The sequence below is a fragment of the Sphingobium indicum B90A genome (genome assembly GCF_000264945.2).
In the GTDB taxonomy this organism is placed as follows: domain Bacteria; phylum Pseudomonadota; class Alphaproteobacteria; order Sphingomonadales; family Sphingomonadaceae; genus Sphingobium; species Sphingobium indicum.
Window position 1 is genome coordinate 686,017 of the sequence record NZ_CP013070.1, and the last position, 23,278, is coordinate 709,294.

The window sequence follows — 23,278 nt, forward strand, 5'->3', positions numbered from 1 at the left end:
CCAGTCAGGAGGACTTTCCCATGCACACGTCATTTGCCGATCAACTCGCCGGGCTCGATCTTGCCGGCTTTTCCATCGGACCCGCTCCCCTATCGACCAGCGATTTCCCGGTCCGCGAAGCGGTCGTCCAAACCCTCGAAGCGGTCTGGTCCGATCTTTTCGCCATGGTGTCCGGGACCGCTCTTGAAGCCGACGCCGAGGATCTTGGCTGGGCCTTCGTCAACATCTTCCACCGCTCCGCCGAACGCAAATCGACGGCCCTTGACCGGGCGACCGACGAGGTCCGCGCGCTGATTGCTACGGCCGATGGATCCGAGGTTCACACCCATGACCTTGAGACCCAGGTCGAGCGGGCACAGTGCGCCGAAAGCGCGATGCTGGCGCTTGAGGAGATGCGCGAGGTCGCAGCAGCCCTTTACCTCAACGAGTTCGGATCATCGTGGAAGCCGGTCTCCAGTTCTCGCTTCAATCACAGTGTCATGCTTACCTCCGCGCTGGTCGAAGGGCGCGATTTCCTGCGCGCCCGTGCCGAGGCCAAACGCCGTGCAGCGGTGCCCGAAGGAACCCCGGTTGTCTTCGCTGGCGGGCGCACTCGTCATGGATGCGAAGAGGATGCACTGACCTTCGGCAACAACGTTTGGGCCACCCTCGACAAGGTCCGCGACCGCGTGCCTGACATGGTGCTCATCCACGGCGGCGACACCAAGGGCGTCGACCGCCTGGCATCGAGCTGGGCCGAACGGCGCGGCATCCCGCAGGTCACGTTCTCGCTCGACATGCGGCTCGGCGCCCGTGCTGGCTTCAAGCGCAACGAACGAATGCTCTCCCTCGATCCGCGCTACGTCATCGCCTTTCCCGGCAATGGCGTACTCGAACGCTTGGTGATCGAGGCCAAAGCTCGGCGGATCACCGTGGTCGATCGGCGCGGGCCCCTTGGCACCAATCCGAAGAGCACTTCGGCAGGCACTGACTGAGGTCATGCCGGTCTTCGCGCCAGCGCCGGGCCGGCGCTGGCGTCGTCCGTCAGAGGAAAGGCGCGCGCCTGTAGTTTGGAGCCAGCGAATGGTCGATGGCTCCTTTCTACAGGAGGTATTCCATGATCGATATCGAGGCCGTGATGGCCGACTTTGCCGTTCGCCAGGCCGAGCGGCAGATGCAGGTTGCAGAAGAGATTCAGCAGCTCAAGGTCGCCATTCTTCCGCGCTTGCAGGAAGTCGGCATCGCCCGTGTCGAGATCCGCTTTGACGGCTGCGGCGACAGCGGCGCCGTTGAGGAATGTGCTTGTCTGGATGCTGAGGGCGCGGCGATCCCGTGCCCGGAAGTCTCCCTCATGGAAGGCGAAGCAGATAAGGCGGATGGTGCCGGTTCCGTGGAGCTGCAGTCACTTGGGCAAGCTCTGGAGCAGCTGACCTATCTGGCGCTCGAACGTCACCATCCTGGCTGGGAGATCAACGACGGTGCCTGCGGCGAACTCGTGATCGATGTGGCTGAAGCAACCTTCGTGCTGGATTGCAGTCTGCGCTTCACCGCGACCGATGATCACTCGACCGAACTCTAGGAGGCCCGGCATGGCCCACTGCTACTACCACGCCCTCTCGTCGGTCCGGAAATGGGGCGGCACGGTCGATGACTATCTCCCGCTGCACCAGTGGTTCGACCAGTCGAAGGCTATTCTCGCAGACCCACGGCACCGCGCGCTGCGGCACCATGCCGAGGGGATATTCATGCTCGAAACCCTGTTCGGCGAGACCCTCGTCAATGCCGATGGCCGGGTCGTTCCGGTGCGTCTGGTCGGCGAACAGCACGTACGCGAAGACCTTGGCTCGATCCCCTCATTTGCCGACTGGGCGCGCTTGATCACGCTGCAGGCCTGGATGCTTCGAGGCAACCCTCTGGACGGCGCTGAAGGGGTGACGATCGACATGCCTCTCCCAGGCGAAGCAGTTTCGTCCAGGAATGAGCCACCTACTGGAGGAGCGGTCCGTACCGTGATCTAGGAAGGCATTCTCCGGTGGAGGGCTGGCGGGGGAATGATCCGGCCAAGACCGGAGGGAAACGAGTCAGGGCTGACCTGTTCAAGGCATCCAGCTCCACCCGGCTTCGATGCAAACCTGTCCCTGAATCACCCCCCGTCGAGACGCGCAACCCGGATCAGGTCCGGCCGAGTTGCCGGGCTGTGCCCGGCTGCCCGCACCACCCGAACCAGTTCCGGGTTCCCCTTCGGTGCGCTTCGCCATGGGGCGCTTCTGCTCGGGTTTGCAGCCGGGATGGACCCGGATTGCTCGATCAGGAGAAAGCCCATGACCAATCTCGTTATCCTCGTTGGTCGCATCGCTCGCGACCCCGAGACCCGCACCACCCAGGGCGGAACCAGCATCACCTCGATCTCGGTCGTGACCGACCGTCCGGCCCGCAAGGATGGCAAGACCTACAAGGACGAAAACGGCTACACCGCCAAGGACAGCGAATTCCACCGGATCACCTGCTTCAACGGCCTGGGCCAGAATGTGGCCAAGTATTGCACCAAGGGCCAGCTCGTGACGGTCGAAGGGCGCATCCACTACACCCAGTGGGAAGATCAGAGCGGCACCAAGCGCTACGGCTGCGAGATCATCGCCGACAAGGTCGATTTCCTCACCAAGGGCCGTTCGGGCAGCAACGAGGGAGCCCCCGACATCGACGAGGACTGAATATCCTCACCTCACGACAAGGCCCCGCTGGCAGACGCCATCGGGGCCTTTTCTTTTGCACGCCGGCGATGCGGCGGCGCGGGGCATCGAACCCCTTGCCGCCGCGGAGTGAACTTTACGCGGGAGCAATCCGCTTCAGCGTTTCCTCGATCCCGAGCGCCATCGATGCGCGAACGATCTGGCGCAACTGTGCCGGTTCGATCGTCTCCGCGCCGCACTCGATCAGCAGCTTTCCGAGTTCGGTCGCTGCTTCTTCGCGGAGACGTGCCTCCTCGTTCTCGAGTTGGGCACGCTGTTCACGCAGCTTCTTCAAGGCATCTCGTGCAGTGGGTTTGGACCTGGCCATAGTGCTTCCTTCTTGCTGGCCGTTGGTCCCCTCCGCTTTCGATCTTGGCACTGCGAGGGGATGTAGGAAAATGGTTTGTGGGGCAGACGTCGCACTTCTACGCTGACGTTGAAGAGCGTCTCTCTCGCAGAAAGACCAAGTCTGATGCGGGCTTTGGGGCTGCGTCAAGGACGACGGGGCCCCACCATTTTTACCGGGCAAGCCCGGCAAAAATCGTTGCCCCCATCGCCGCTTCGCGGCCGCTATCGCGGTCCCTGACCCAGCCCGTCACCCACATCCTTCGCAGCTCCTGATGCGACGCATCGAACATCAGGAGGAAAGATCATGTACGCTTCACTGAACATTGCCGCTGCTGGTCCCGCCGCCGATCAGGCAGCCTTCGTTGCTGCCCTAGATCAGGCCCATGCCCGGTCCTTTCACAGCTACTTCACGCAGTACGTCCTGACCGATGACGAAGCAGGCTATATCGCGGTCGATGAAGGCGACTACGGTGCCTTGCCCAAGGCCATGCTGGACCGTGTCATCGATACTGTGCCGGGCCGTCTCAGCGATGAATTCTGACCCGCCGGTTTGGGAGGAAGTCCGTCAGGGCTTCCTCCTTTCTTTTTGCTCGTAGACCGTTTCGGCATCCCTCGGCCGGGACGGGGAGGCGGGTTTCCAGCGTCAGTCGGGGGTATCGGGACGGTCGAGATCGGTGAGCCGCTCCGGCATACCCAGGACCTTCAACGCGGCGGCTTCGATTGCCTCCGCCTGTGTCGGGAAAGCCTCGGAAGAACTGATCGATACCCCGTTCGGGTAAGTGACTGTCGCCTGGAAGCCGTTGCCCTTCGGTGTCGCACTCAATGTGACCTGGCCCATGCGGCGCCTCTTTTCTGCCCGGAATACTGGCTGCATAATAGGCGTCGATCCCGTCTGTGCCTATCGCGATCCGCGGATCGGCTACTTGCCGAGGACCCTGGGAATGGGGATCCCAAAACGCATCATCCGTTACAGGATCAATAGCTGGTTCCTGTCCTCGCAGTTGGGGACAGTTGGGCACACCCTACGCGACTGGTCGCTGTAAAGGCGGGCAGAAAAAATACGCAATCTCAGAGGAATAGATCGAGTTTTGTGAAATGGCAGCTTCTCCGTCAAAATTGACGGGGGCGAGGGGAGTTACGTGGATTTGACCAAGGTCAGGTCAAAAATGGCGGAATTCCGCAGTCCTTGATGTTCTTGACATGTTCTTGAATCTGACTTAGCTTCGGTCGTGCCTTTCGCAGTGTGAATCGGGCTCCTGACCACAAGGAGTCCGTGGATGACACGGCCAATCTGTCTCCAGGTTTACATCTCCAGCGAGCTCAGCTCGCTGATCCGCATGGCTGCCAAGGCCAAGGGGATCAGCATGAGCGAGTGGGTTCGCGCCTTGCTCGCCAATGCCTGCACCGAGGACGAGCTTGCCTCGCGGCTCGACGCTGCCATTGAACGCATTTCCCGTCGCTCGGTGTTCCTCATGGTCGGGGTTGATGCGCTGCTGGCGGGCCACCCCGACCACGCGCTGCGCGGTCGGGCTCACCAGGCTTACGTGCGCAAATGCAAGGAACTCGGTCTTTCCGCAGCAGCTGGCGAGGGAGGCTCCGATGAAGCGTAATCTCGTCAACTTCACGCGTGGCAGCCAGCTGCTCGGACACTTCAGCTTCATGTTCGCGGCGGGTCTCAAGGGCCCACTGATCGTTGCCGCGCTCGTGATCTCATGGACATCATGGTGGACCATTTCGGCAGGCCTCACCGATCACGAAGTCTATCTCGTTTGGATGCGGATCTACGCTGCCATCTACGGCTTCATGGAGTTCGATCCTGCCAAACGGATCACCTTGGAAACCGCCTTCGGCGCGACCATCCAGTTTCCGATTGCCCAGCTCGATCACTACCCCCCGGTGGTCCATGCGTGGGAGAAGCTGATGGCGCTTCTGACCAGTGCCTTGTGGCGTTCCGGGTTCTTGTTGGTGCCTGCGTTTGCCGTCTTCTACTGGTTCGCCGAGCGGTTCGGTGGCCGCTCCAAAGAACGCAAGCATGAGCGCGGCGCGATGCTCGTCACGCTCCCCGAGCTCGTCGATGAATTGACCGCACACAACCGGCGCGAGCGCACCCGTGAGCTTGATACCGCGCTGGGCTGGAAATGGCGCCTCAGTCTGCCGCGAGAGATCGCCCGGGTCTTTCCGTATCGGCCATCGCACATCGCCACGGTCTCCTATCCCTGGCGGCTCGAACAAAGCCACGCAATGCTCATTGGCACCACCGGTATGGGCAAGACCGTGGCGATCTCCGACATGATGGCGGAAGCAAGAGCCAAGGGTCAGCGCTGCGTGGTCTTCGATCTGACCGGCGCCTTTATCGAGCACTTCCATGCTGCCCATTGCGACATCATTCTGAACCCGCTCGATGCGCGCTGCCCGCAGTGGAGCCTGTTTGACGAATGCCGCTCCGAAGGTGAGTTCTGGGCCGCCGCGGACGCCCTCGTCCCCCATGACGGGGGCGGAGAAGCCCAGTTCTGGGTGATCGCTGCCCGCGCGCTTTTCGTCGAATTCTGCCTCAAACTTGTGGCCGAAGGCAGAGCGACCAACGACGCCCTAGCCCGTGAGCTCATGACTGCTGACCTGTCGCGCGTGCATGCCATGATGCGCGGTACTATCGCCGATCCGCTGACCGCGCCGGAAGCCGCCCGCATGGCGGAATCGATCCGGGCCGTTTTCAACGTCAACGCCAAGGCGCTCAAGCTGCTGCCGACTGCCGGACCTCGTTTCTCGGTTCGCCAGTGGATCGAGGACGGGGCCGATAGCGCTCGAAGCGAAGGCTCGATCCTGTTCATTTCTGCCCGCTATGTCGACATGAGCGTCTGCGCGCAGTTGCTCACGCTCTGGCTCGATACCGCCATGAATACGCTGATGACGATGCCCCGCACCCGCGATCTCAAGTGCTGGTTCTTCGTCGATGAGCTGGGTGCATTGCACCGCCTGCCGGCGCTCGAGAAAGGCTTGCAGACAGCGCGCAATTTCGGCGGCGCGATTGTCCTTGGCCTTCACGCCTATGCCAAGCTCAAGGAGGTCTACGGCGAGAACATGGCGATGACGCTGGCATCGCTCGCCCGGACCAAACTGATCCTTGGAACCGCCGACCGCGAGACGGCCACCTGGTGCTCCGACTTCATCGGCCATCGCCAGGTCAGGGACATGGAAGAGGGCTACACCTATGGCTACAACAATGCCCGCGATGCGGTCAGCCTCACCCCGCGCAAGCACATCGAGCCGCTCTTGCTGCCCGACCAGTTGATGAACCTTCCGCGCCTGTCGGGGTACATCAAGTTCCCTGATGGCTTTCCCGCCGCACCGGTCAAGCTGAAGCCCGTCGACCGACCCAAGCGGGCGGAAACCTTCATCGCCAGGGTCAAGGACAGCCCGAAGGCAAGGGTCACGGAGATCCATCCGGCGGCGGAGCAGGCAGAGCAGAAGGCAGCGCCGACAGGCGGCGAGCATCCCTCGTCGAACGACGACGGCGCCGGCAAGCCGGTCGTCCCGAAGCAGGGCGAGCTCGCCTTCGACCAGGGTGCGCGAGCTGCCTCGAAAAAGGAGCCTGAAGCGCCTGCCAAGGATCTTGGGCGAGCAGTGGAACGCACACCCGGCAAGACGTCGAAGGAGCGAGAACCGGCAACTCGTTCCGGGCAAGACAAGGCGGGCAAGGCCAAGACGGACCGGTCGAATACCAGAACTGATGCGCGTGCGCGAAAAGCTGGACCTTCCGCCCGTCCACTTCTCCCGACAGGCGAAGCCGCAGCGGCGCGGGATCAGTCGGTTTCGCCTAAGGGCACGCCTCAGGCCAGCACGCCCGGAACGGAAGGGCTGCAACAGGGCAAGCCAGATAACCCGAAGAGCCAAAGCTCGAGTGATGCTACCGCGCGCAAGCTGATGATCGAGGATGGTTCGCGGGAGCACGAGCCTCCGCCGATCACTGGTCCGGATCTTGGCGACATGGAGATGTGAGCATGTCGCCAACTGCCTTGGCGTTGGGCACCGATCGATGCTGTCGGTAGCCAATGTCCGCACCGCCGGCGGCGCGGCCAACTACTTCGCTGCCGACAATTACTACACGCGGGCGGATGCCGATCGCTCGGGTGAATGGCTGGGGAAGGGCGCTGCCGCGCTCGGGCTTACTGGTTCCGTAGACGCACGGCAATTCGAGGCGGTCCTTAAGGGACTGCTGCCCGATGGTAGCCGCGTGGGCAGTGACAACCGGGCGCACCGGGCGGGGACCGACCTCACCTTTTCGATGCCGAAAAGCTGGTCGGTCCTGGCTCTGGTGGGCGGCGACAAACGGATCCTCGATGCCTACGGGTCGGCCGTCCGGGAAACCCTGCGCTGGGCCGAAAAGAACCTAGCCGAGACCCGGATGGAGGTTCGCGGAAAGGAGCGTACCGTCCAGACCGGCAACCTTGCGATCGCGCTGTTCCAGCACGACACCAATCGCAACCAGGAGCCCAACGCGCACTTTCATGCCGTCATTGCCAATGTGACGCGAGGGGGCGACGGCAAATGGCGGGCGCTGCGCAATGACAACCTCTGGCAGCACAATACCTTGCTCAATGCCATGACGATGGCGCGGTTTCGTCTGAGCGTCGAGAAGCTCGGCTACGAGGTTGGGGAGTTCGGCAAGCACGGCAATTTCGAGGCCGTAGGTGTGCCCAAGGCTGTCCGCGATGCCTTCAGTTCCCGGCGAGCGGAAATCCTGGAAGCGGCCGCCCAGATGAATTTCTCAGGGCCAGGCGTTCTTGATGCCGCAACCTTGATGACCCGGGCTGACAAGGGGCGGATCGAAGATCGCGATGCGCTGACGCAGCAGTGGCAGGAAGCGTCCGCGAGGCTGGGCTTTGATCCCGCCACGGTGATAGCCAGAGCCAATGCTCGCAGTGCGCAGGATCTTGGCAATGTGACCGGCTTGGGGCCAACCATGCGCGCGCTCGTCCGCAATGTTCAGGCCCTCGCAACCACCTTTACCGAACGGCTCGGCCTGCGGGAAAGTGACCCGCTGATACCTGCCCGGCTGACCAATCGCAGTGTCGAGCAGGTCGCCGCAATTCATGCAGTCGCCTCGGCTGTCCGGCATCTGGGCGAGCGGGAGGCGGCCTTCACCCGGGCCGAGATCTACCGCGCAGCGCTTGGCTTTGCGCTCCCGACTTCACTTGCAGACATCGAGCAGCGCGTCGACCAGCTGCTTCGCCAGGGGCATCTGGAGAAGGGCAGGGGTGCCGACCGGGAACTGCTGACGACACGCGACGCCATAAGCCTCGAACAACTCATCATTGCCGGGGTTGAAGACGGGCGCGGCGCCGCGCCGGCGATTGTTTCTCCCGACCTTGCCGGGTCCCGTCTGCAGGCCCTGTCCCAGATCAAATACGGGCTGACCTTGAACGCTGGACAGGAAGGGGCAGGGCGTCTGCTACTTGGCTCGAACAACCGGATCGTCGCGATCCAGGGCGTCGCGGGCGCAGGCAAGAGCACGGTCCTCAAACCTGTCGCTGATATCCTGCGCGAGGAGGGAAGGGCCGTGCTCGGGCTCGCGGTGCAGAACACGCTGGTCCAGATGCTCGAGCGCGATACAGGCATTGCGTCGATGACGGTGTCGCGGTTTCTCGCCCGGCACCGCGATCTCCTTGAAGGGGCCGATGCGGACCGTCTCGCCGAGGCGCGGGCCGACATGCGCGGCACCGTCGTGCTGCTCGACGAGGCATCGATGGTTGGCAATGCCGACAAGGAAAAGCTGGTTCGGCTGGCAAACCTGCTCGAACTCGGCCGCTTTGCCAGCATTGGCGACCGCAAGCAGTTGGGTGCGGTCGATGCCGGAAAGCCATTCGATGTGATGCAGCAGGCCGGGATCGAGACTGCGGTGATGAGCACCAATCTTCGCGCGCGCAGCGAAGGCCTGCGTGAAGCCCAAGAGGCAGCGCAAGAAGGGCGCATCGAAGACGCCATGCGCCATTTGGCACCCCAGGTGATCGAGGTGGGGAATGATGCTGCTGTCGAAGCTGCCGCAGCCTGGCTGTCGCTCTCGACCGCCGAACGCGAGGCAACCGCAATCTATGCTTCAGGCCGAAACCTGCGCACCGCCGTGAACAATGCGGTGCAGACCGGCCTTAAAGCGAGCAGGGAGCTCGGTCCTGAAACCATGCGGCTCCAGACCCTGTCGCGCGTCAATGTGACCCGCGAGGAGCTGCGATATGCGAGCACCTATGCCCCCGGCATGGTGGTCGATGTGGCGCGGCGTCAGCGCAGCCAGGGCCTTGCAGCAGGCGAATACCGGGTGGTCGGAACCGATGTGGCGCGCGAGCGAGTCACGCTGGAGAACGAGCGTGGCCGCCAGTTCGAGTTTCGTCCTGGTCAGATCCGGCCGCAAGGTGAGCAGGATCCGCTACGCCTGTTCGAAATTCGCGCCCTCGACATTTATACCGGCGACAAGATCCGGTGGACCGAGACCGATCACCAGCGGGGCCTGCTCAATGCCGACCAGGCCAGGATTGTCGCTGTCGACAAAGAGGCTGTCGTGGTGAAGACATCCTTGGGCGCAGAGCACAGGCTGGAGCAGGGCGACCCGATGCTCCGCCGTCTCGATCTTGCCTATGCGCTCAATGCCCATATGGCTCAGGGGCTGACCTCTGATCGCGGCATTGCGGTGATGGACAGCCGCGAGCGTAATCTGGCCAACCAGCAAACGTTCCTGGTGACAGTCACGCGGCTGCGCGATGGCCTCACGCTCTATGTCGATAATGCTGGCAAGCTCGAGGCCGCGGTCGAGCGGAATGCCGGCATGAAGAGCTCGGCGCTTGAAACGGTCGATCTCCTCCGCGATGCGGCATCCAAAGGGCAGGCCAAAGATCGTGCGGTTCCTGCACCGGAACGCAAACCGCCAGAGCTTGACCGGTCGATCACCAGGCCGTTCGAGATCGGCATATAGCATGCTGCTGTCCCCATCCGTCCGCACACTGCCGGTTGACGAGAAGTTCTTTATTTGTTCTCATTGGTCCATGCCCCGAATCTCCGACGACATCCTCCTCACGCATCTCGAAGTCGCGCTGGCCGTTGCGCCGGAGCACACGCTCATCCGTCTCAATGCCGATGATCCACGAGCCCAGCGCAGTGCCAGGGTCGATCTTGCTCGCCATTTGGTCGAACGCATGCGTGGCTTCACAATCGAGGGCGACAGCCATGGCGGCACAGGCGCGCAATCGTGTCTGTTTCCGGGCGATCTGTCGCCGATCGGATGAACTCGTAGCCTTGTCGAGGAGGGTTACTGGAGTGGCCGGTCCGGGGCGTTGGAACTCAGCTGGACAATCCGCTCGGCGATAGCCTGCCATGTCCGAATTCCGGCACCATCGCCGGCAAGTGCTAGAGCCCCAATCTGCTCGGCGACGTACAAGGGTGCGTTGTCGCCATGAGTCAGCAGGACATGGTTGGCGCAGGCCCAAAGCTCCCAGTCGCTCAGCATCAGCCTAGCACGCTGACGACCCCGCCAACCGTCGCGTAGAGGCCATAGGCGACGAAGGCTGCGGCAAGAATGAATTCGAGGCGGAGTTTGAATGCGGTCGGACGAGGCTGTCCGACCGACCATATCTGGTCGCAGGCAAACCCGTTGAACCCCGAACGCTCCCCGACCACTTCGACGCGAGAACCGATGAATTTGCGTACCTGATGGGTGTTGTCGAGTTCCCAGGTCCCGCCACCATCAGTTCGTAGGACCAGTCCGTTGGCCGCCCACTCAACGATGCCGGTTAAATGCGTGGTGCTGCTCACCGGCAAGCCGGTCCTTTCCAGTAGCGATCCCAGCGCAGGACAGTGCCGGTATTGATCATGGCGCATGACAGATCGGTACCTGACGGCAGGCGGCACCAGGCAGCGGTCCTGTTTCCGCCAGCGGCCCCCTCGGAGCGGCATGTTAGCCGCGGACCTCTCACCATCACGTGGCCGGTCGAGATCGTTCCCTTCGCGCCGCCCATCAGCTGTACAAGGGCGTCACGCGCTTCAATTGCGGTGGCATCAGGGCAGGGTTGATTTGCGCGGCAAGTGCCGTCCATTTCCCGGGCAGCGATACCGGCGATCCGCAGGTGAGGGCCTTCCGCACACCAGACCGGACCATCTCCATCCCAGACATGAGTGGGCGTGCAGGTAAAGGTCTGCCCGGAAGCGACGATCGAAGCGGCAAGCAGGGCAAGCATCAGATGGCCACCTTAGAGCGCCCGACCAAACCAGAGAACCCGCCCGACGATATTGAGGGTGCGCTTCTCGAGGCCGCGCCAGCTTGGATAGGCAGGGTTGTCGCTCAGAACCGACGCGCGCTTGCCCTGGGGTTCGAGGGCAATGCGCTTCACGCTCAACATGTCGTCCATCCGCAGGACATAGATCCCGTCTCTCAGCCGCGACTGTCCATCCCCGAGATCGACCATAACCTCGTCGCCATCGTGGAGGGTGGGTTCCATGGAGTCCCCATGGACCGCGATAATCGAGAGGCTCGATGCCTTGCTCGCGGTCAGTCGGCGCAGCCACTTCTCGTCGAAGCCGAACTGCGCGGATTTGGCTTCCATTTCGGCCAGAGCGCCGTGGCCGGCTGATGCCTCGACATTGAGCAAAGGCACATGGACGAGCTCGACCACCGGGCCTGAGCGGCGGGCAGGGGCTCCAAGAACCTTCTCATCGACTCCGAAAAATCGCGCCAGAACCGAGCGATCCTGCTCGTCCAGCTGCCGCGGACTGCCGCGCCGAATGTACTGCTGGATGTAAGCGGCATTGCGCCCCAGCAGGCGCGAAACCGAGGAATAATTCACCCCTCGTTGCTGGATCAGTTCGTCCAGGGCTCTCCGTGCGTCGTCCATGACTGCCAGTCCTATCGCGGGCACCTAGGAAAATCGATCCTAGACTCTAGGAAGCCTTCCTAGTAAGAACATAACAAGAACGCAAGCCTAAAGCGAGTCGAGGGCGATGGAGCTACTGGAGCAGATCGAGGCATATCTGGCGCAAACACGGACGTCGCCGAGCACCTTCGGTCGGCACGTCGTGGCAGATCCTCGCTTCGTTCAGGACCTTCGGGACGGGCGCAGGCCACGCAGCAAGACCTGCCAGAAAGTGTCGGAATTTCTTGCGAGCTCAGAGGCAATTAGCCGCAGGTAGAACAGCGAAACCAGGGCAAGCAGCTTTCCGAATCTCGTTGCCTCGCCATCAAGCATCCACTACGATTACCCATACAGAAACTGGTTTAGCCCAGTTTCTTGGGGGATCTGGGGATGGACAGCGATTCGGGATTGAGGCGCGGGGTTGAGAGCCGCCTCGAGTTCATCGAATTTAGGCTCTTCTGGGAAGGGCATGTCAACCGCAGTGACCTGATCGACGTTTTCGGCGTTTCGATCAATCAGGCTTCGACGGATCTAAACAGATATCTCGGCCTGGCTGAAGCCAACATGGTCTACGACAAGAGCGCCAGGACTTACGTTCGTAGCTCGTCGTTCACCCCTGTCTTCCACCAGCCCGACGCAGCACAATATCTCTCCCAGCTCAGATCGCTCTCGGATGGAATCATTGCCGCCGACGATAGCTGGATCGGGGGCTTGCCGAGTTTCGCCTGTGCCCCGACTCCCGCCCGGGGTGTCTCGCCCAAAATTCTCAGGGCCATCGTAACAGCGATCAAGCGGCAAGAGGCGATCGAGGTCTTCTACCAATCGATGTCATCCCCTGAGCCTGCTTGGCGGTGGATCGAACCTCATGCCTTGGTGTTTGACGGCTTCAGATGGCATGCTCGCGCGCATTGCCGACTCAGCAGCGCCTTCAAGGACTTTGTTCTCTCGCGCATCACCGATACCCGCTCATCGAAGCCGGCAGATGCTAGGCCTTCCGGCGATAGCGAATGGGAAGAGCAGGTTGAGCTGCAGATCGCGCCTCATCCCGAATTGAGTGCTGGTCAGCGCAAGGCGATCGAGCTCGACTATGGAATGGAAAGGGGCGTGACGACCATCCCGGTCCGAAGGGCTCTCCTCTACTACGCAATGAAGCGCCTTGGATTGGATACTGATCCGGCAGCACGTAGGCCCCAGGACCAGCAGATTGTGCTCTTGAACGCGGCCGAGGTGGCGCTCTCGCTTCGGAACGGCGCCAACTTATGACTCAGAAGGCAAATACCCCAAAATATCGGATGTCCTTCGGCACCGGCGGCCTGTTCTTGAACGAGAGCGTTGCGATCGCACGCCTCTATCAGGAGCTAGGAGACTGGACTGCGGTCAAGAAGGCTGCGGGGGCAAAGGGCGTCATTCCATTCCGCAAACAGTCATCGGTGACCCGCTCGGTCCGGGAGATCGCCAATCGCCTCGAAGTTCTCAAGGCGGAGGAGATCGATCTGCTTTGTCATGGTGATTATGCGGATCAGCTTTCGGTCCTCTGGCTGGCACTGTGCCGGGGCTATCGGTTCATCGGTGAGTTCGCGGTTGAACTCCTGTCCGAGCGCTTTCTGAGTTTCCGCACCCATATCACCTATGACGACTTTGATGCTTTCTATGCGGCCAAGGCCGAGTGGGAGCCAGAGCTCGAGGCAATCAGTACGTCTACCCGAGAAAAACTGCGCCAGATCCTCTTTAGACTCATGAGAGAGGCAGGGATCCTTAACCAGGATGATCATATTTGCCGGGCTCTGCTTTCGCCGAGTTTCATGGCCCTGATCACGCAATCCAACCCGCATGAACTGCGATATTTCCCGGGCGCTGAGCTCGGCAGGCAAAGGGGTGCCTGATGACCAGAGATACAAACATGATGACGCCGCGAGAGCGCCAGGACCATTTGCTTGAAGTTGTTTCGAGCCAGCGTTTTCTCAAGAAGCTGGGCCTTGGGAATGAGGTTCCTTTCTTTATCTGTCCCTTCCCGGCCAGTGACGCTGTGGACATGGAACAGGTGCGCGGTCAGCTCGTCAGACAGCTCGCCAATCGCGGCGTCACAGCACTCGATATCAATCTTTATGACCTCGCGATCGATATCTTGCGCGAGCGCGGGATCTGGGATGAGCTGATCGCTGCCGAGCCCAGTGTCACAAAGGACGAGCTCAAGGAGCTTTTGCAGAACGTCCTTGATCCCGAGACGCACCTCATCCCCGAAATCGGCAAGAGGCTTGCAAGCCAATCGTTTGACGTCCTCTTCCTGTCCGGCGTGGGTGAGGTCTTCCCCTATATCCGTTCACATAATGTGCTGAACAATCTGCAGAGCACGGCCAAGGAAAAGCCAACCGTAATGTTTTTCCCTGGCATTTACACCCATGCCTTGGCCAGCGGTGCTTCGCTGGATCTTTTCGGAATTCTGCACGACGATAAATATTACCGTGCATTCAATATCTTCAATTACGAGGTTTGAGGGGCTGATATGACCATTTTGCGCGACATATTCGAGAAGCCCGTCGACCGTCCGATTGAAGGCGTCATCAAGGCAGACGACGACGCGAGCCTGCGTATCGAGCTCGAGGAATATGTTCTGACCAACGAGATCGAGAAGCAGATCGAAAAGTTTCTCGACGCCTACAAAAACTACACGACCGCTAATGGCGTCTGGATCTCCGGCTTTTTCGGGTCGGGTAAATCGCACCTTCTCAAGATGCTGGCGATGGTGCTCGAGAACCGCAAGGTCGACGGCGCAACGGCCTATGAGCTGTTCAAGGACAAGTGCGCGGATAACGAAATCCTATCGGCTGACCTCAAGCGTGCCGTTGCGATCCCGTCAAGGAGTATCCTGTTCAACATCGACCAGAAGGCTGATGTCATTTCAAAGGACCAGATCGATGCGCTGCTGTCGGTCTTCCAGAAGGTCTTTGATGAGGCCTGCGGCTACTATGGCAAGCAGGCTCACATTGCCCAGTTCGAGCGCGATCTCGACAGCCGAAATGTCTTCAGTGCCTTTAGAGAGGCCTATCAGGCGATTGCCGGAAAACCCTGGGAGCGTGGGCGAGAACAAGCCCTGCTTGAAGGCACTAATATCGCCAATGCTTATGCAAAGGCGACCGGTGCTGATGCGTCCGAGGCAGCCGGGATTCTCACCAAGTACCGCTCGGACTACAAGGTTTCGATCGAGGATTTCGCCGACAAGGTGAAGGCCTATATCGATGCTCAAGGCAAGGATTTCCGCCTCAATTTCTTCGTTGACGAGGTCGGCCAGTACATCGCTGACAACGTCAAGCTGATGACCAACCTCCAGACGATCGCCGAGAGTCTGAACACCAAGTGCCGCGGGCGAGCCTGGATTATCGTAACCGCGCAGCAGGACATGAATGCCGTCATTGGCGACATGAACGAGCGCCAGGAAAACGACTTTTCCAAGATCCAGGCGCGTTTTGCCAATCGCATGCCGCTCAACAGCGCGGACGTTGCAGAGGTGATCCAGAAGCGCCTGCTTAAGAAGACAGAGCTGGGGGTGGAGAGCCTCTCTGATCTGTACCGCCGCGAGAGCAACAACATGCGTACGTTGTTCGATTTTGCGGATGGTTCGATCCATCTGAAGAACTTTGAGGACCGCGACCACTTCATCCACAGCTACCCGTTCATCCCATATCAGTACCCGCTGTTCCAGATGGCCATACAGGGGCTGTCGCAGCACAACGCGTTTGAAGGCCGGCATAGTTCGGTTGGCGAGCGTTCGATGCTGGGCGTATTCCAGGAGGTCGCCATTCATCTGGCTGAACTGGAGCTTGGCCAGATCGCGACCTTCGATCTCATGTTTGAGGGGATCCGCACGGCACTCAAGTCCAGCGTTCAGCAATCCATTCAGATTGCCGAACGCAACCTTGGGGACGAGTTTGCCACGCGCATTCTGAAGGCCCTGTTTCTCGTCAAATATGTGAAGCCGTTCAAACCGACGGCCCGCAATATCGCCATCCTCATGCGCGAGAAATTCGACGAGGATGAAACCGCGCTCAAACGCCGGGTCGAGGCGGCTCTGAGCCTGCTCGAACAAAATACCTACATCCAGCGCAATGGCGACCTCTTCGAATTCCTGACCGACGAGGAAAAGGATGTCGAACAGGAGATCAAGAACGTCGATGTCGATGCCGCCGAGGTCGCTCGGGAGTTGGAGGCGCTGATCTTTGATGGGGTCATCAAGGACCGTAAGATCCGCCATGACGGGGCGGCCCATGACTACTCATTTGCCCGCAAGCTCGACGATCGCCTTCAAGGACGGGATTACGAGCTTTCGATCAATGTGGTCACGCCTTTCCACGAGCATAGCGGCAATGCCGAGGCGCTGCGTATGGGCAGCATGTCAAAAGACGAGCTGGTGATCCTTCTCAAGGCAGACGACCGCTTCGCCCGTGACCTGGTGATGTACAAGCAGACCGAGAAGTATGTCCGCCAGACCCGGGCGACCGCTCCCCAGGCCTCGATTGAACGGATCATCAGCGAGAAGGGTCAACAGAACGCGAACCGCTACAGAGATCTCTCAACCCGCGCGAGAACACTGGTTGCGGAAGCGCAGCTGTTCGTCCGCGGTGAGGAACTGGATCTGCGCGGCGAGGATCCGCAAGCGCGGGTCCGGCGCGCATTCCAGATGTTGGTCGACAAGGTCTACACCAATCTGCCGATGCTGCGCGGGGCGACCTTTGCCGAGACCGATATCGGCCGCTTCCTGAGGCAGACCAATGACGGCGCGCTGATCTCGGGTGCCAGCAACCTTACCGAAGCCGAGCAGGAAATCCTGAACTTTGCGCAAGGCAACGTCCGCACCGGTGTTCGCACGTCGGTGAAGGCGATTGTCGAGAAGTTCGAGGTCAAGCCCTATGGCTGGCCCAATGCCGCGATCCTGTGCACTGTCGCCAGCCTCTTTGCCCATGGCAAGCTGGAAGCCCGCTCCGATGGCGCTCCGCTGGAGGGGGACGCGCTGGAAAAGGCGCTGAAGAACGCGCATGCACTGGCGAACATAGTGCTCGATCTGCAGGTGGAGTTCACCGCCAACCAGGTCCGGACCCTGCGGGAATTCTATGCCGAGATGTTCGACAGCCAGCCTGTCGCTTCCGAAGCAAAGGCCCTGGGCAAGGAAACGGGAGAGGCTATCACGAAGCTGGTGGCTCAACTGGTAGCGCTGGAGGCGCAACTCCAGGATTATCCGTTCCTCGCGGCGATCACCCCGGTCATCGCAAATCTGCGCGAAGTGGAGAGCAAGGCCTATGGCTGGTACTTCACTGACCTCGCCCGGCATGCAGACGCATTGCTCGATGCGAAGGAGCAGGTGATTGACCCTATCCGACGCTTTATGGGCGGAGCCCAGCGCAAGATCTACGATGAGGCCCGCAACTTCCTCGCCGAGCAGGTAACGAACCTGTCCTACACCGGCAGCACTCAAGCCGAGGCAATCCGCGCGGTTCTGGCCGATCCGCTCTGCTACAAGGGCAATGCGATCCAGCAGGTAAAGGCTGAGCTCGACAAGCTGCGTGCCAATGTCGATGCCCTGCTGGTGCAGGAGCGAGACAGTGCTCTGAAGGGGCTGACCGAGCTCAAGGCCAAGATCGAGGCAGTACCAGAATTCGCGCAGCTGGATGCCGCAGCCAAGGCCGGGATCCTCAGCGAGTGCGAGGCCGCCGAGACCAGCGTCCGCAACGCCAAACTGGTGGCCATGATCCGCGAGCGTACCGCCAATTTCCGATCGGAAACCTATCCAGCACTGCTTGGAAAGGTCGCCCGGCTGGCAACTCCGCCGGCGCCACCCGCGCCTCCTGCCACCGAGCCGCCCCAGTCGGGAGAAAGCAAGGTGCGTGAGGCACCAGCCGGAGGGATTGCGCCGCAGCCAGCTCCTGCTCCCTCGCCCGTGGAATATGTCTCGACCGCCAATCTGAAGGTCAGCTTCGCTAGTCCGTATCTCGCCAGCGAGGCGGACGTTGAAACGTACCTTCAAGCCTACCGCGAAACCCTGCTCGCCGAGATTCGCAGCGGCAAGAGGATCACGGTCTGATGATTGCAGGCATTGAAATCGAGAATTTCACGGCGTTCGGAAACCTCGATATCCCGCTCTCGCCGCGTATCAACGTGATCATCGGTTCGAACGGAACCGGGAAAACTCATCTGCTGAAAGCAATTTACGCGCTGGCGATCGCAAGCCAGCCGGCATCGGCGGTAGAGGGCTCAGAGAAGGAGGAAAACGCGCAGCTGACGAACAAACTTCTGCGGGTATTCTCTCCTGATGAGAGTAGAGTTGGTGCACTGCGAGCCCGGGGAACGTCTGGAGGAGCCAGGCTGTGCCTGAAGGGCAGCGACGACACCCGTGTTGCCATTTCATTCAACAGCAATTCCAGGGGCGTTCAAGTAGAGAGGGACGCTCGCTCCGAAGCGCAGTCCCGCCCCGTGTTCATCCCGACGAAGGAAGTCCTGTCACTCGTTCGCGCGGTGCAGGACGAAAGCCATGACCGGGCGACCGTCGAGATGATTTTCGACGACACCTACCTCGATCTCGCCGAACTCTTGGCTAATCCCGGATTCGAGGATGAGGCCGCCAGCCTGGCAGAAGACCCGAGGCTCTCGAACATCGTCCGCGAATTAGTCGCCCTCGTCGGGGGACGATACCGCTGGACGAATGACGGCGGGTTTCAGTTTGAACCCGGGGGTTACGAGGAAAGGGCTGATCCGGAGCGGTCGCGCGCCAAAACTGCGCAAATGTACCAGGACTCCACGGTTCTCCGGTTCGTCCCTAGAGGTAGGGAACCATTTTCCAGCGGTATGACGGCCGAAGGCTACCGGAAAATTGGCGTCCTCCACCGCCTGCTCTGCAATGGATCGATCAACCCGGGAAGCACCGGCGTTCTTTTATGGGATGAGCCCGAGGCAAACCTGAATCCCGCACTCATGAAAGAGGTGGTTCAGGTCCTCCTCCAGCTAGCACGCAACGGCCAACAGATCATTCTCGCCACGCACGATTATGTCCTGCTGAAATGGTTCGATTTACTCATCGACAGCCGCAAGGAAGATCACATCCGGTTTCACGCCCTTTGCCGAGACGCTGGAACTGACCAGCTCACCGTCGAGACCTCTGAGAACTACTCTCTGATTTCCAAGACGGCGATTTCAGACACCTTCGCCGAGCTATTTGACGAGGACGTGGTGCGGGCACTGGGGGGAGTGAAGCCTTGAGGCTGTATAGAGCAGAACCAGACGCCGACCTGGAATTCTCCTTTCCCGAGGAGCTCGCCTATGACGAACTGGATCGGCAAGGCGTGAAGCTGCCGGTTCAGATGAAGTTTGTGGATCTCGTCATTGAAAGGGAGGAGGACATCTTGTTGGTCGAGATCAAGGATCCGTCAAACAAGAAGGTGCCGGACGCAGAGCGGGCCAGCTATTTCAAGCGGTTGTCGGACAAATCGATTCTTACGCAGGAGCTGACCCCGAAGGCCCGCAGCTCCTACACGTTTCTTCACCTGATGGAACGCGATGCCAAGCCATTCAAGTATGTGGTCCTGCTAGGTTTGGATGCCTTCGATCCAGCAGATCAACGAGCGCTTCTCACCGGCTTCAAGGATCGGCTCCTCGCTGACATTCGCTGCGAGACGGACACACCTTGGCGCCGCCAACACATTGCGGACTGCGTCGTGCTTTCCGTGGACATCTGGAACAAGACATTCGCCGACTGGCCCGTGACCCGGGTTTCCGCAGCGGCCGCAAATGAAGGGGCAGCTGCCTGATGGATACCTCGAAGCTCAAGAAATTCGCCCAGTTTGCCCGCCGCGCCCTGATCACCCAGGTCAGTTCCAAGCTTGAATCCGTGGTTGCCGAAAATTCCGCAGCTCGGCGTGAGCATCCTGATGCGATGCGGAAGCTGGAATCGGCAATCGCCAAGGACGGGAAGGATCAGGTGGTCGAGCGCGTTGCCTACACCTGGTTCAATCGCTTCTCGGCCCTTCGCTTCATGGACGTAAACGAACTGAACCCGGTCCGGGTTGTCTCTCCTACCACAGGTCAGTTTCAGCCAGAGATCCTGGCCGAGGCCAAGGCTGGGCATATGGACGAAGACCGCGTGCCCGACCGGATCCGCGACAAGGTCCGCAGCTTGTTGGATGGCCGAACCCCGAGTACGGATGCCCAGACCGAAGCCTATCGGTTCCTCATCGTCGCCATTTGCAATGATCTGCACAAGGCAATGCCGTTCCTGTTCGAGCGAATCGACGACTACACAGAGCTTCTGCTTCCAGACGACCTTCTCTCGAATGCCTCGATCCTCGCTTATGTGCGTGAGGCGATGACGCCCGACGTCTGCGAGGATGTCGAGGTTATCGGCTGGCTTTACCAGTTCTACATCTCGGAGAAGAAGGACGAGGTCTTTGCGGGCCTCAAGAAGAACAAGAAGATCACGGCGGAAAACATTCCGGCCGCGACCCAGCTTTTCACCCCGCACTGGATCGTGCGCTATCTGGTGGAAAATTCGCTGGGGCGGCTTTGGTTGCTCAACCGACCGAACTCGAATCTGGCGGCGCAGATGGATTACTACATCGCGCCGGAAGAGCCCGAGACGGATTTCCTGCGTATTTCCAGGCCCGAAGATATCCGCATCTGCGATCCGGCCTGCGGATCGGGCCATATGCTGACCTATGCCTTTGATCTGCTCTACGCGATTTATGAGGAAGAAGGGTACGAGGCGACCGATATCCCCGGGCTGATCCTGACCAACAATCTTTATGGGATCGAAATCGATGACCGTGCGGGCGCGCTGGCCGCCTTTGCGCTGGCGATGAAGGCGGCGACCAAGCTCGGAAGGCGAAAGTTCCTGCGGCAAGCCGTTCAGCCCAACATCTGCGTTCTGCAGGATGTGCGCTTCACGGCGTCCGAGATGCAGGACGTTGCCGCCGTGGTGGGCAGCGATCTGTTCACCGCCGATTTTCGCGAAACGATGGGGCAGTTCGAGCAGGCCAAGAACTTCGGCTCGCTCATCGTGCCGAAATTACGCGACCCTGCCGAGGTCGCCCGGGTTGTGCGGCTGAAGGATTTCGGTGGCGACCTGCTGCTGCGCGAGGTGAAGGAGCGGGTGCTGAAGGTGCTGGAGATGGCTGAGGTCCTCTCGCCCAAATACCATGTGGTTGTGGCCAACCCACCGTACATGGGTGCAAGCAACATGAATGGTGTGTTGAAGGATTGGACGGCAAAGGCTTTTAAGAGATCAAAGGCTGATCTTTACGCGATGTTTATCGACCGAAACCGTGATTTAATCCGTAAAGGCGGATATTTCGGAATGATCACCATGCATGGATGGATGTTCATTTCTACATACTCGAAGCTCCGCGAATTCATAGTGAAAAGCAACACATTGGTTTCGATGGCTCATCTTGGCACAAGGGGCTTTGACAGCATTGGAGGCGAAGTGGTTTCCACCACCGCCTTTGTCCAAAGAAACGTTCGCCCCAAGCAGGATCTCGGCACGTATGTTCGACTCACAGATGCCCCCTCTGAAAGAGCGAAGGCAGAACTATTTCGGTCAGCAAAAAAGAGTCTGAATAACGGTCCCCGCTTTGAGGCCCGAACGTCCGACTTCGAGAAGATTCCTGGCTCTCCAATTGCGTACTGGCTTCCAGAAACGGCGAGAAAGCTCTTCAAGGAAGGCGATGCCTTTGGTGACTTTCTTGACGCACGGATTGGCCTCGCAACCGGTCGAAATGATTATTATCTGAGATTCCATTACGAGGTTTCGACAAAGAATGTTGCCTTCTCGTGTGGCGATAGGAGTGAAGCCAAGGCTACTGGCAAAAAATGGTTTCCATTCAATAAGGGGGGGAGTCTCCGCAAGTGGTATGGCAACTGTGAGTTTGTGGTAAACTGGGAAAATGATGGGCATGAACTCCAGACGACGATGCATCCGTCTGGAGAAAGGATATGGGCCCACAACTTCAATCTGGATTATATCTTCAAGCCAATGGTTTCGTGGTCTGACATCACTACCGAAGGTCTGGCTGTGAGATTCTATCCTAAGGGGTTTATTTTCGACAGCACTGGTGTTTCTGCATTTGAGAAAGGTTCGGGGCAGTCACAAAAGTGCATCGGGGCAATCTGCAACACGAAACTCGGAACCTACTTTTCCGAAGTACTTAATCCGACCCACCACTTTACGCCTGGTGATTTTTCCCGGTTCCCAGTTCCGAGAGGATTGGTGGATAGCAGTCACGATGAGAACGTCGCGCGTGCGACTTCAATAGCTAAATCCGACTGGGACGCCTACGAGACCTCCTGGGATTTCGCCACGCTCCCGTTGCTCTCGCCCGATCATCGGGCCGGGACGCTGGAAGGCAGCTATGCCCGCCTACGGGCCCATTGGCGGGGCATGACGGACGAGATGCAGCGGCTAGAAGAAGATAACAACCGCATTTTCATCGACGCCTATGGCTTGCAGGACGAGTTGACTCCCGAGGTGCCGATCGAGGAGATCACTCTTATCTGCAACCCCGCCTATCGCTATGGTGTGAAGGGCTCTGAAGATGACCGTGAAACCCGCCTGCGCGCCGACAGCATCGCCGAGTTCCTCAGCTACGCCGTGGGCTGCATGTTCGGCCGCTACAGTCTCGACGCGCCGGGCCTGATCCTCGCCAACCAGGGCGAGGCACTTGCCGATTATCTCGCTCGCGTACCAGTGCCCACATTCGAACCGGATGTCGACAACGTCATCCCGGTACTGGACGGAGACTGGTTCGCTGACGACATCGCCGAGCGTTTCCGCAAGTTCCTGCGGGTGACTTTCGGCGAGCCGAAGTTTCAGGAGAACCTGGCCTTCATTGAGGGTGCCTTGGGCAAGGACATCCGCAAGTGGTTCACGAAGGACTTCTTCGATTACCACGTCCGCCGCTTCAAGAAGCGCCCGATCTACTGGATGTTCACCAGCCCCAAGGGCAGCTTCCAGGCGCTGATCTACATGCACCGCTACCGGCCGGATACGGTCAGTGTGGTGTTGAACGATTATCTGCGTGAGTACCGCAATAAGCTGGAAGCCCACCGCAAGGCCCAGGAGGCGCAGAGCATCAACCCCGAAGTCACGCCAGGCCAGCGGACCAAGGCGCTGAAGGAAGTGGGCGAGGCAACCAAGGTGATTGAGGAGCTCGATGGCTATGAGCGCGACGTGCTCTATCCGCTTGCCACGCAGAAGATCGAGATCGATCTCGATGATGGGGTGAAAGCCAATTACCCGAAGTTCGGCGCGGCGCTCAAACCGATCAAGGGCTTGTCGGATGCGGATGACTGAGC

Annotated in this window: 22 protein-coding genes; 16 read left to right on the forward strand and 6 right to left on the reverse strand. The window is 60.0% G+C overall.

Going from position 1 to position 23,278, the window contains the following annotated elements; genetic code table 11:
• Window positions 1–20: 20 nt before the first annotated feature.
• The 4 genes from SIDU_RS03470 (at window position 21) to SIDU_RS03485 (ending at window position 2,690) form a co-directional block, all read left to right on the forward strand.
• On the forward strand, window positions 21–974 hold the full coding sequence (locus SIDU_RS03470) for a DUF2493 domain-containing protein (RefSeq protein WP_007688369.1): 954 nt from the start codon (window positions 21–23) through the stop codon (window positions 972–974).
• 122 nt (window positions 975–1,096) lie between these two features.
• Window positions 1,097–1,558: a DUF6878 family protein gene (locus SIDU_RS03475; protein ID WP_007688367.1), complete on the forward strand. Its 462-nt coding sequence runs from the start codon at window positions 1,097–1,099 to the stop codon at window positions 1,556–1,558.
• 10 nt (window positions 1,559–1,568) lie between these two features.
• A complete protein-coding gene (locus SIDU_RS03480; protein ID WP_007688365.1) occupies window positions 1,569–1,997 on the forward strand; it encodes a DUF6915 family protein in 429 nt (142 codons plus the stop codon).
• A 303-nt stretch (window positions 1,998–2,300) separates the two neighbouring features.
• Window positions 2,301–2,690 (forward strand): single-stranded DNA-binding protein, encoded by a 390-nt coding sequence (locus SIDU_RS03485; RefSeq protein WP_007688363.1) that lies wholly within the window; start codon window positions 2,301–2,303, stop codon window positions 2,688–2,690.
• A gap of 115 nt (window positions 2,691–2,805) precedes the next feature.
• Here the strand turns inward: SIDU_RS03485 and SIDU_RS03490 are convergent, their stop codons facing one another.
• Window positions 2,806–3,036 carry a DUF6437 family protein gene (locus SIDU_RS03490; RefSeq protein WP_007688360.1) on the reverse strand — a complete coding sequence of 77 codons (231 nt, stop codon included), beginning with the start codon at window positions 3,034–3,036 and terminating at the stop codon, window positions 2,806–2,808.
• A 324-nt stretch (window positions 3,037–3,360) separates the two neighbouring features.
• Here SIDU_RS03490 and SIDU_RS03495 point away from each other — a divergent pair, with 324 nt between their 5' ends.
• Window positions 3,361–3,597, forward strand: a complete 237-nt coding sequence (locus SIDU_RS03495; RefSeq protein ID WP_007688359.1) for a hypothetical protein — start codon at window positions 3,361–3,363, stop codon at window positions 3,595–3,597.
• Window positions 3,598–3,699: 102 nt separating this feature from the next.
• Here SIDU_RS03495 and SIDU_RS03500 read toward each other — a convergent pair whose 3' ends face one another.
• Window positions 3,700–3,894: a hypothetical protein gene (locus SIDU_RS03500; protein ID WP_007688356.1), complete on the reverse strand. Its 195-nt coding sequence runs from the start codon at window positions 3,892–3,894 to the stop codon at window positions 3,700–3,702.
• Between the two features lie 439 nt (window positions 3,895–4,333).
• On the opposite strand from SIDU_RS03500, the gene SIDU_RS03505 reads away from it, so the two are divergent.
• From SIDU_RS03505 to SIDU_RS03520, 4 genes are read left to right on the forward strand one after another with little or no spacing between them, the layout of a single operon-like run.
• Window positions 4,334–4,666, forward strand: coding sequence for a hypothetical protein (locus SIDU_RS03505; protein ID WP_007688355.1), 333 nt, complete (start codon window positions 4,334–4,336; stop codon window positions 4,664–4,666).
• The gene (locus SIDU_RS03510) at window positions 4,656–7,052 is read left to right on the forward strand and encodes a type IV secretion system DNA-binding domain-containing protein (RefSeq protein ID WP_007688353.1); all 2,397 of its coding nucleotides are present in this window, start codon (window positions 4,656–4,658) and stop codon (window positions 7,050–7,052) included. The genes SIDU_RS03505 and SIDU_RS03510 overlap by 11 nt, the downstream gene beginning before the upstream one ends.
• Window positions 7,053–7,089: 37 nt before the next feature.
• Window positions 7,090–10,017, forward strand: a complete 2,928-nt coding sequence (mobF, locus tag SIDU_RS03515; RefSeq protein WP_007688350.1) for a MobF family relaxase — start codon at window positions 7,090–7,092, stop codon at window positions 10,015–10,017.
• 1 nt (window position 10,018) lies between these two features.
• Window positions 10,019–10,327, forward strand: a complete 309-nt coding sequence (locus SIDU_RS03520; RefSeq protein ID WP_007688348.1) for a hypothetical protein — start codon at window positions 10,019–10,021, stop codon at window positions 10,325–10,327.
• A 23-nt stretch (window positions 10,328–10,350) separates the two neighbouring features.
• On the opposite strand, the gene SIDU_RS19955 is transcribed toward SIDU_RS03520, so the two are convergent.
• Genes SIDU_RS19955 through SIDU_RS03540 form a run of 4 tightly spaced genes read right to left on the reverse strand, consistent with a single transcriptional unit; the run spans window position 10,351 to window position 11,929 of the window.
• On the reverse strand, window positions 10,351–10,548 hold the full coding sequence (locus tag SIDU_RS19955; protein ID WP_007688347.1) for a DUF6961 family protein: 198 nt from the start codon (window positions 10,546–10,548) through the stop codon (window positions 10,351–10,353).
• On the reverse strand, window positions 10,548–10,853 hold the full coding sequence (locus tag SIDU_RS03530) for a DUF5818 domain-containing protein (RefSeq protein ID WP_007688345.1): 306 nt from the start codon (window positions 10,851–10,853) through the stop codon (window positions 10,548–10,550). The genes SIDU_RS19955 and SIDU_RS03530 overlap by 1 nt, the downstream gene beginning before the upstream one ends.
• Window positions 10,850–11,275: a thermonuclease family protein gene (locus SIDU_RS03535; protein WP_007688343.1), complete on the reverse strand. Its 426-nt coding sequence runs from the start codon at window positions 11,273–11,275 to the stop codon at window positions 10,850–10,852. Before SIDU_RS03535 ends, SIDU_RS03530 begins: the two co-directional genes overlap by 4 nt.
• Before the next feature lie 12 nt (window positions 11,276–11,287).
• On the reverse strand, window positions 11,288–11,929 hold the full coding sequence (locus SIDU_RS03540) for a S24 family peptidase (RefSeq protein WP_007688341.1): 642 nt from the start codon (window positions 11,927–11,929) through the stop codon (window positions 11,288–11,290).
• Window positions 11,930–12,337: 408 nt separating this feature from the next.
• On the opposite strand from SIDU_RS03540, the gene SIDU_RS03550 reads away from it, so the two are divergent.
• From SIDU_RS03550 to pglX, 7 genes are read left to right on the forward strand one after another with little or no spacing between them, the layout of a single operon-like run.
• Window positions 12,338–13,210, forward strand: a complete 873-nt coding sequence (locus tag SIDU_RS03550) for a WYL domain-containing protein (protein ID WP_039980388.1) — start codon at window positions 12,338–12,340, stop codon at window positions 13,208–13,210.
• On the forward strand, window positions 13,207–13,830 hold the full coding sequence (locus SIDU_RS03555; protein ID WP_039980369.1) for a DUF1819 family protein: 624 nt from the start codon (window positions 13,207–13,209) through the stop codon (window positions 13,828–13,830). Before SIDU_RS03550 ends, SIDU_RS03555 begins: the two co-directional genes overlap by 4 nt.
• The gene (locus SIDU_RS03560; RefSeq protein ID WP_007688325.1) at window positions 13,830–14,441 is read left to right on the forward strand and encodes a DUF1788 domain-containing protein; all 612 of its coding nucleotides are present in this window, start codon (window positions 13,830–13,832) and stop codon (window positions 14,439–14,441) included. Before SIDU_RS03555 ends, SIDU_RS03560 begins: the two co-directional genes overlap by 1 nt.
• A 9-nt stretch (window positions 14,442–14,450) precedes the next feature.
• Complete coding sequence (brxC, locus tag SIDU_RS03565; protein WP_007688323.1) at window positions 14,451–18,020, forward strand: BREX system P-loop protein BrxC; 3,570 nt, start codon at window positions 14,451–14,453, stop codon at window positions 18,018–18,020.
• Window positions 18,020–19,192: an AAA family ATPase gene (locus SIDU_RS03570; protein WP_007688320.1), complete on the forward strand. Its 1,173-nt coding sequence runs from the start codon at window positions 18,020–18,022 to the stop codon at window positions 19,190–19,192. The genes brxC and SIDU_RS03570 overlap by 1 nt, the downstream gene beginning before the upstream one ends.
• Window positions 19,189–19,740 carry a hypothetical protein gene (locus SIDU_RS03575; protein ID WP_007688318.1) on the forward strand — a complete coding sequence of 184 codons (552 nt, stop codon included), beginning with the start codon at window positions 19,189–19,191 and terminating at the stop codon, window positions 19,738–19,740. Before SIDU_RS03570 ends, SIDU_RS03575 begins: the two co-directional genes overlap by 4 nt.
• On the forward strand, window positions 19,740–23,276 hold the full coding sequence (pglX, locus tag SIDU_RS03580; RefSeq protein WP_007688316.1) for a BREX-1 system adenine-specific DNA-methyltransferase PglX: 3,537 nt from the start codon (window positions 19,740–19,742) through the stop codon (window positions 23,274–23,276). Before SIDU_RS03575 ends, pglX begins: the two co-directional genes overlap by 1 nt.
• Window positions 23,277–23,278 lie beyond the last annotated feature (2 nt).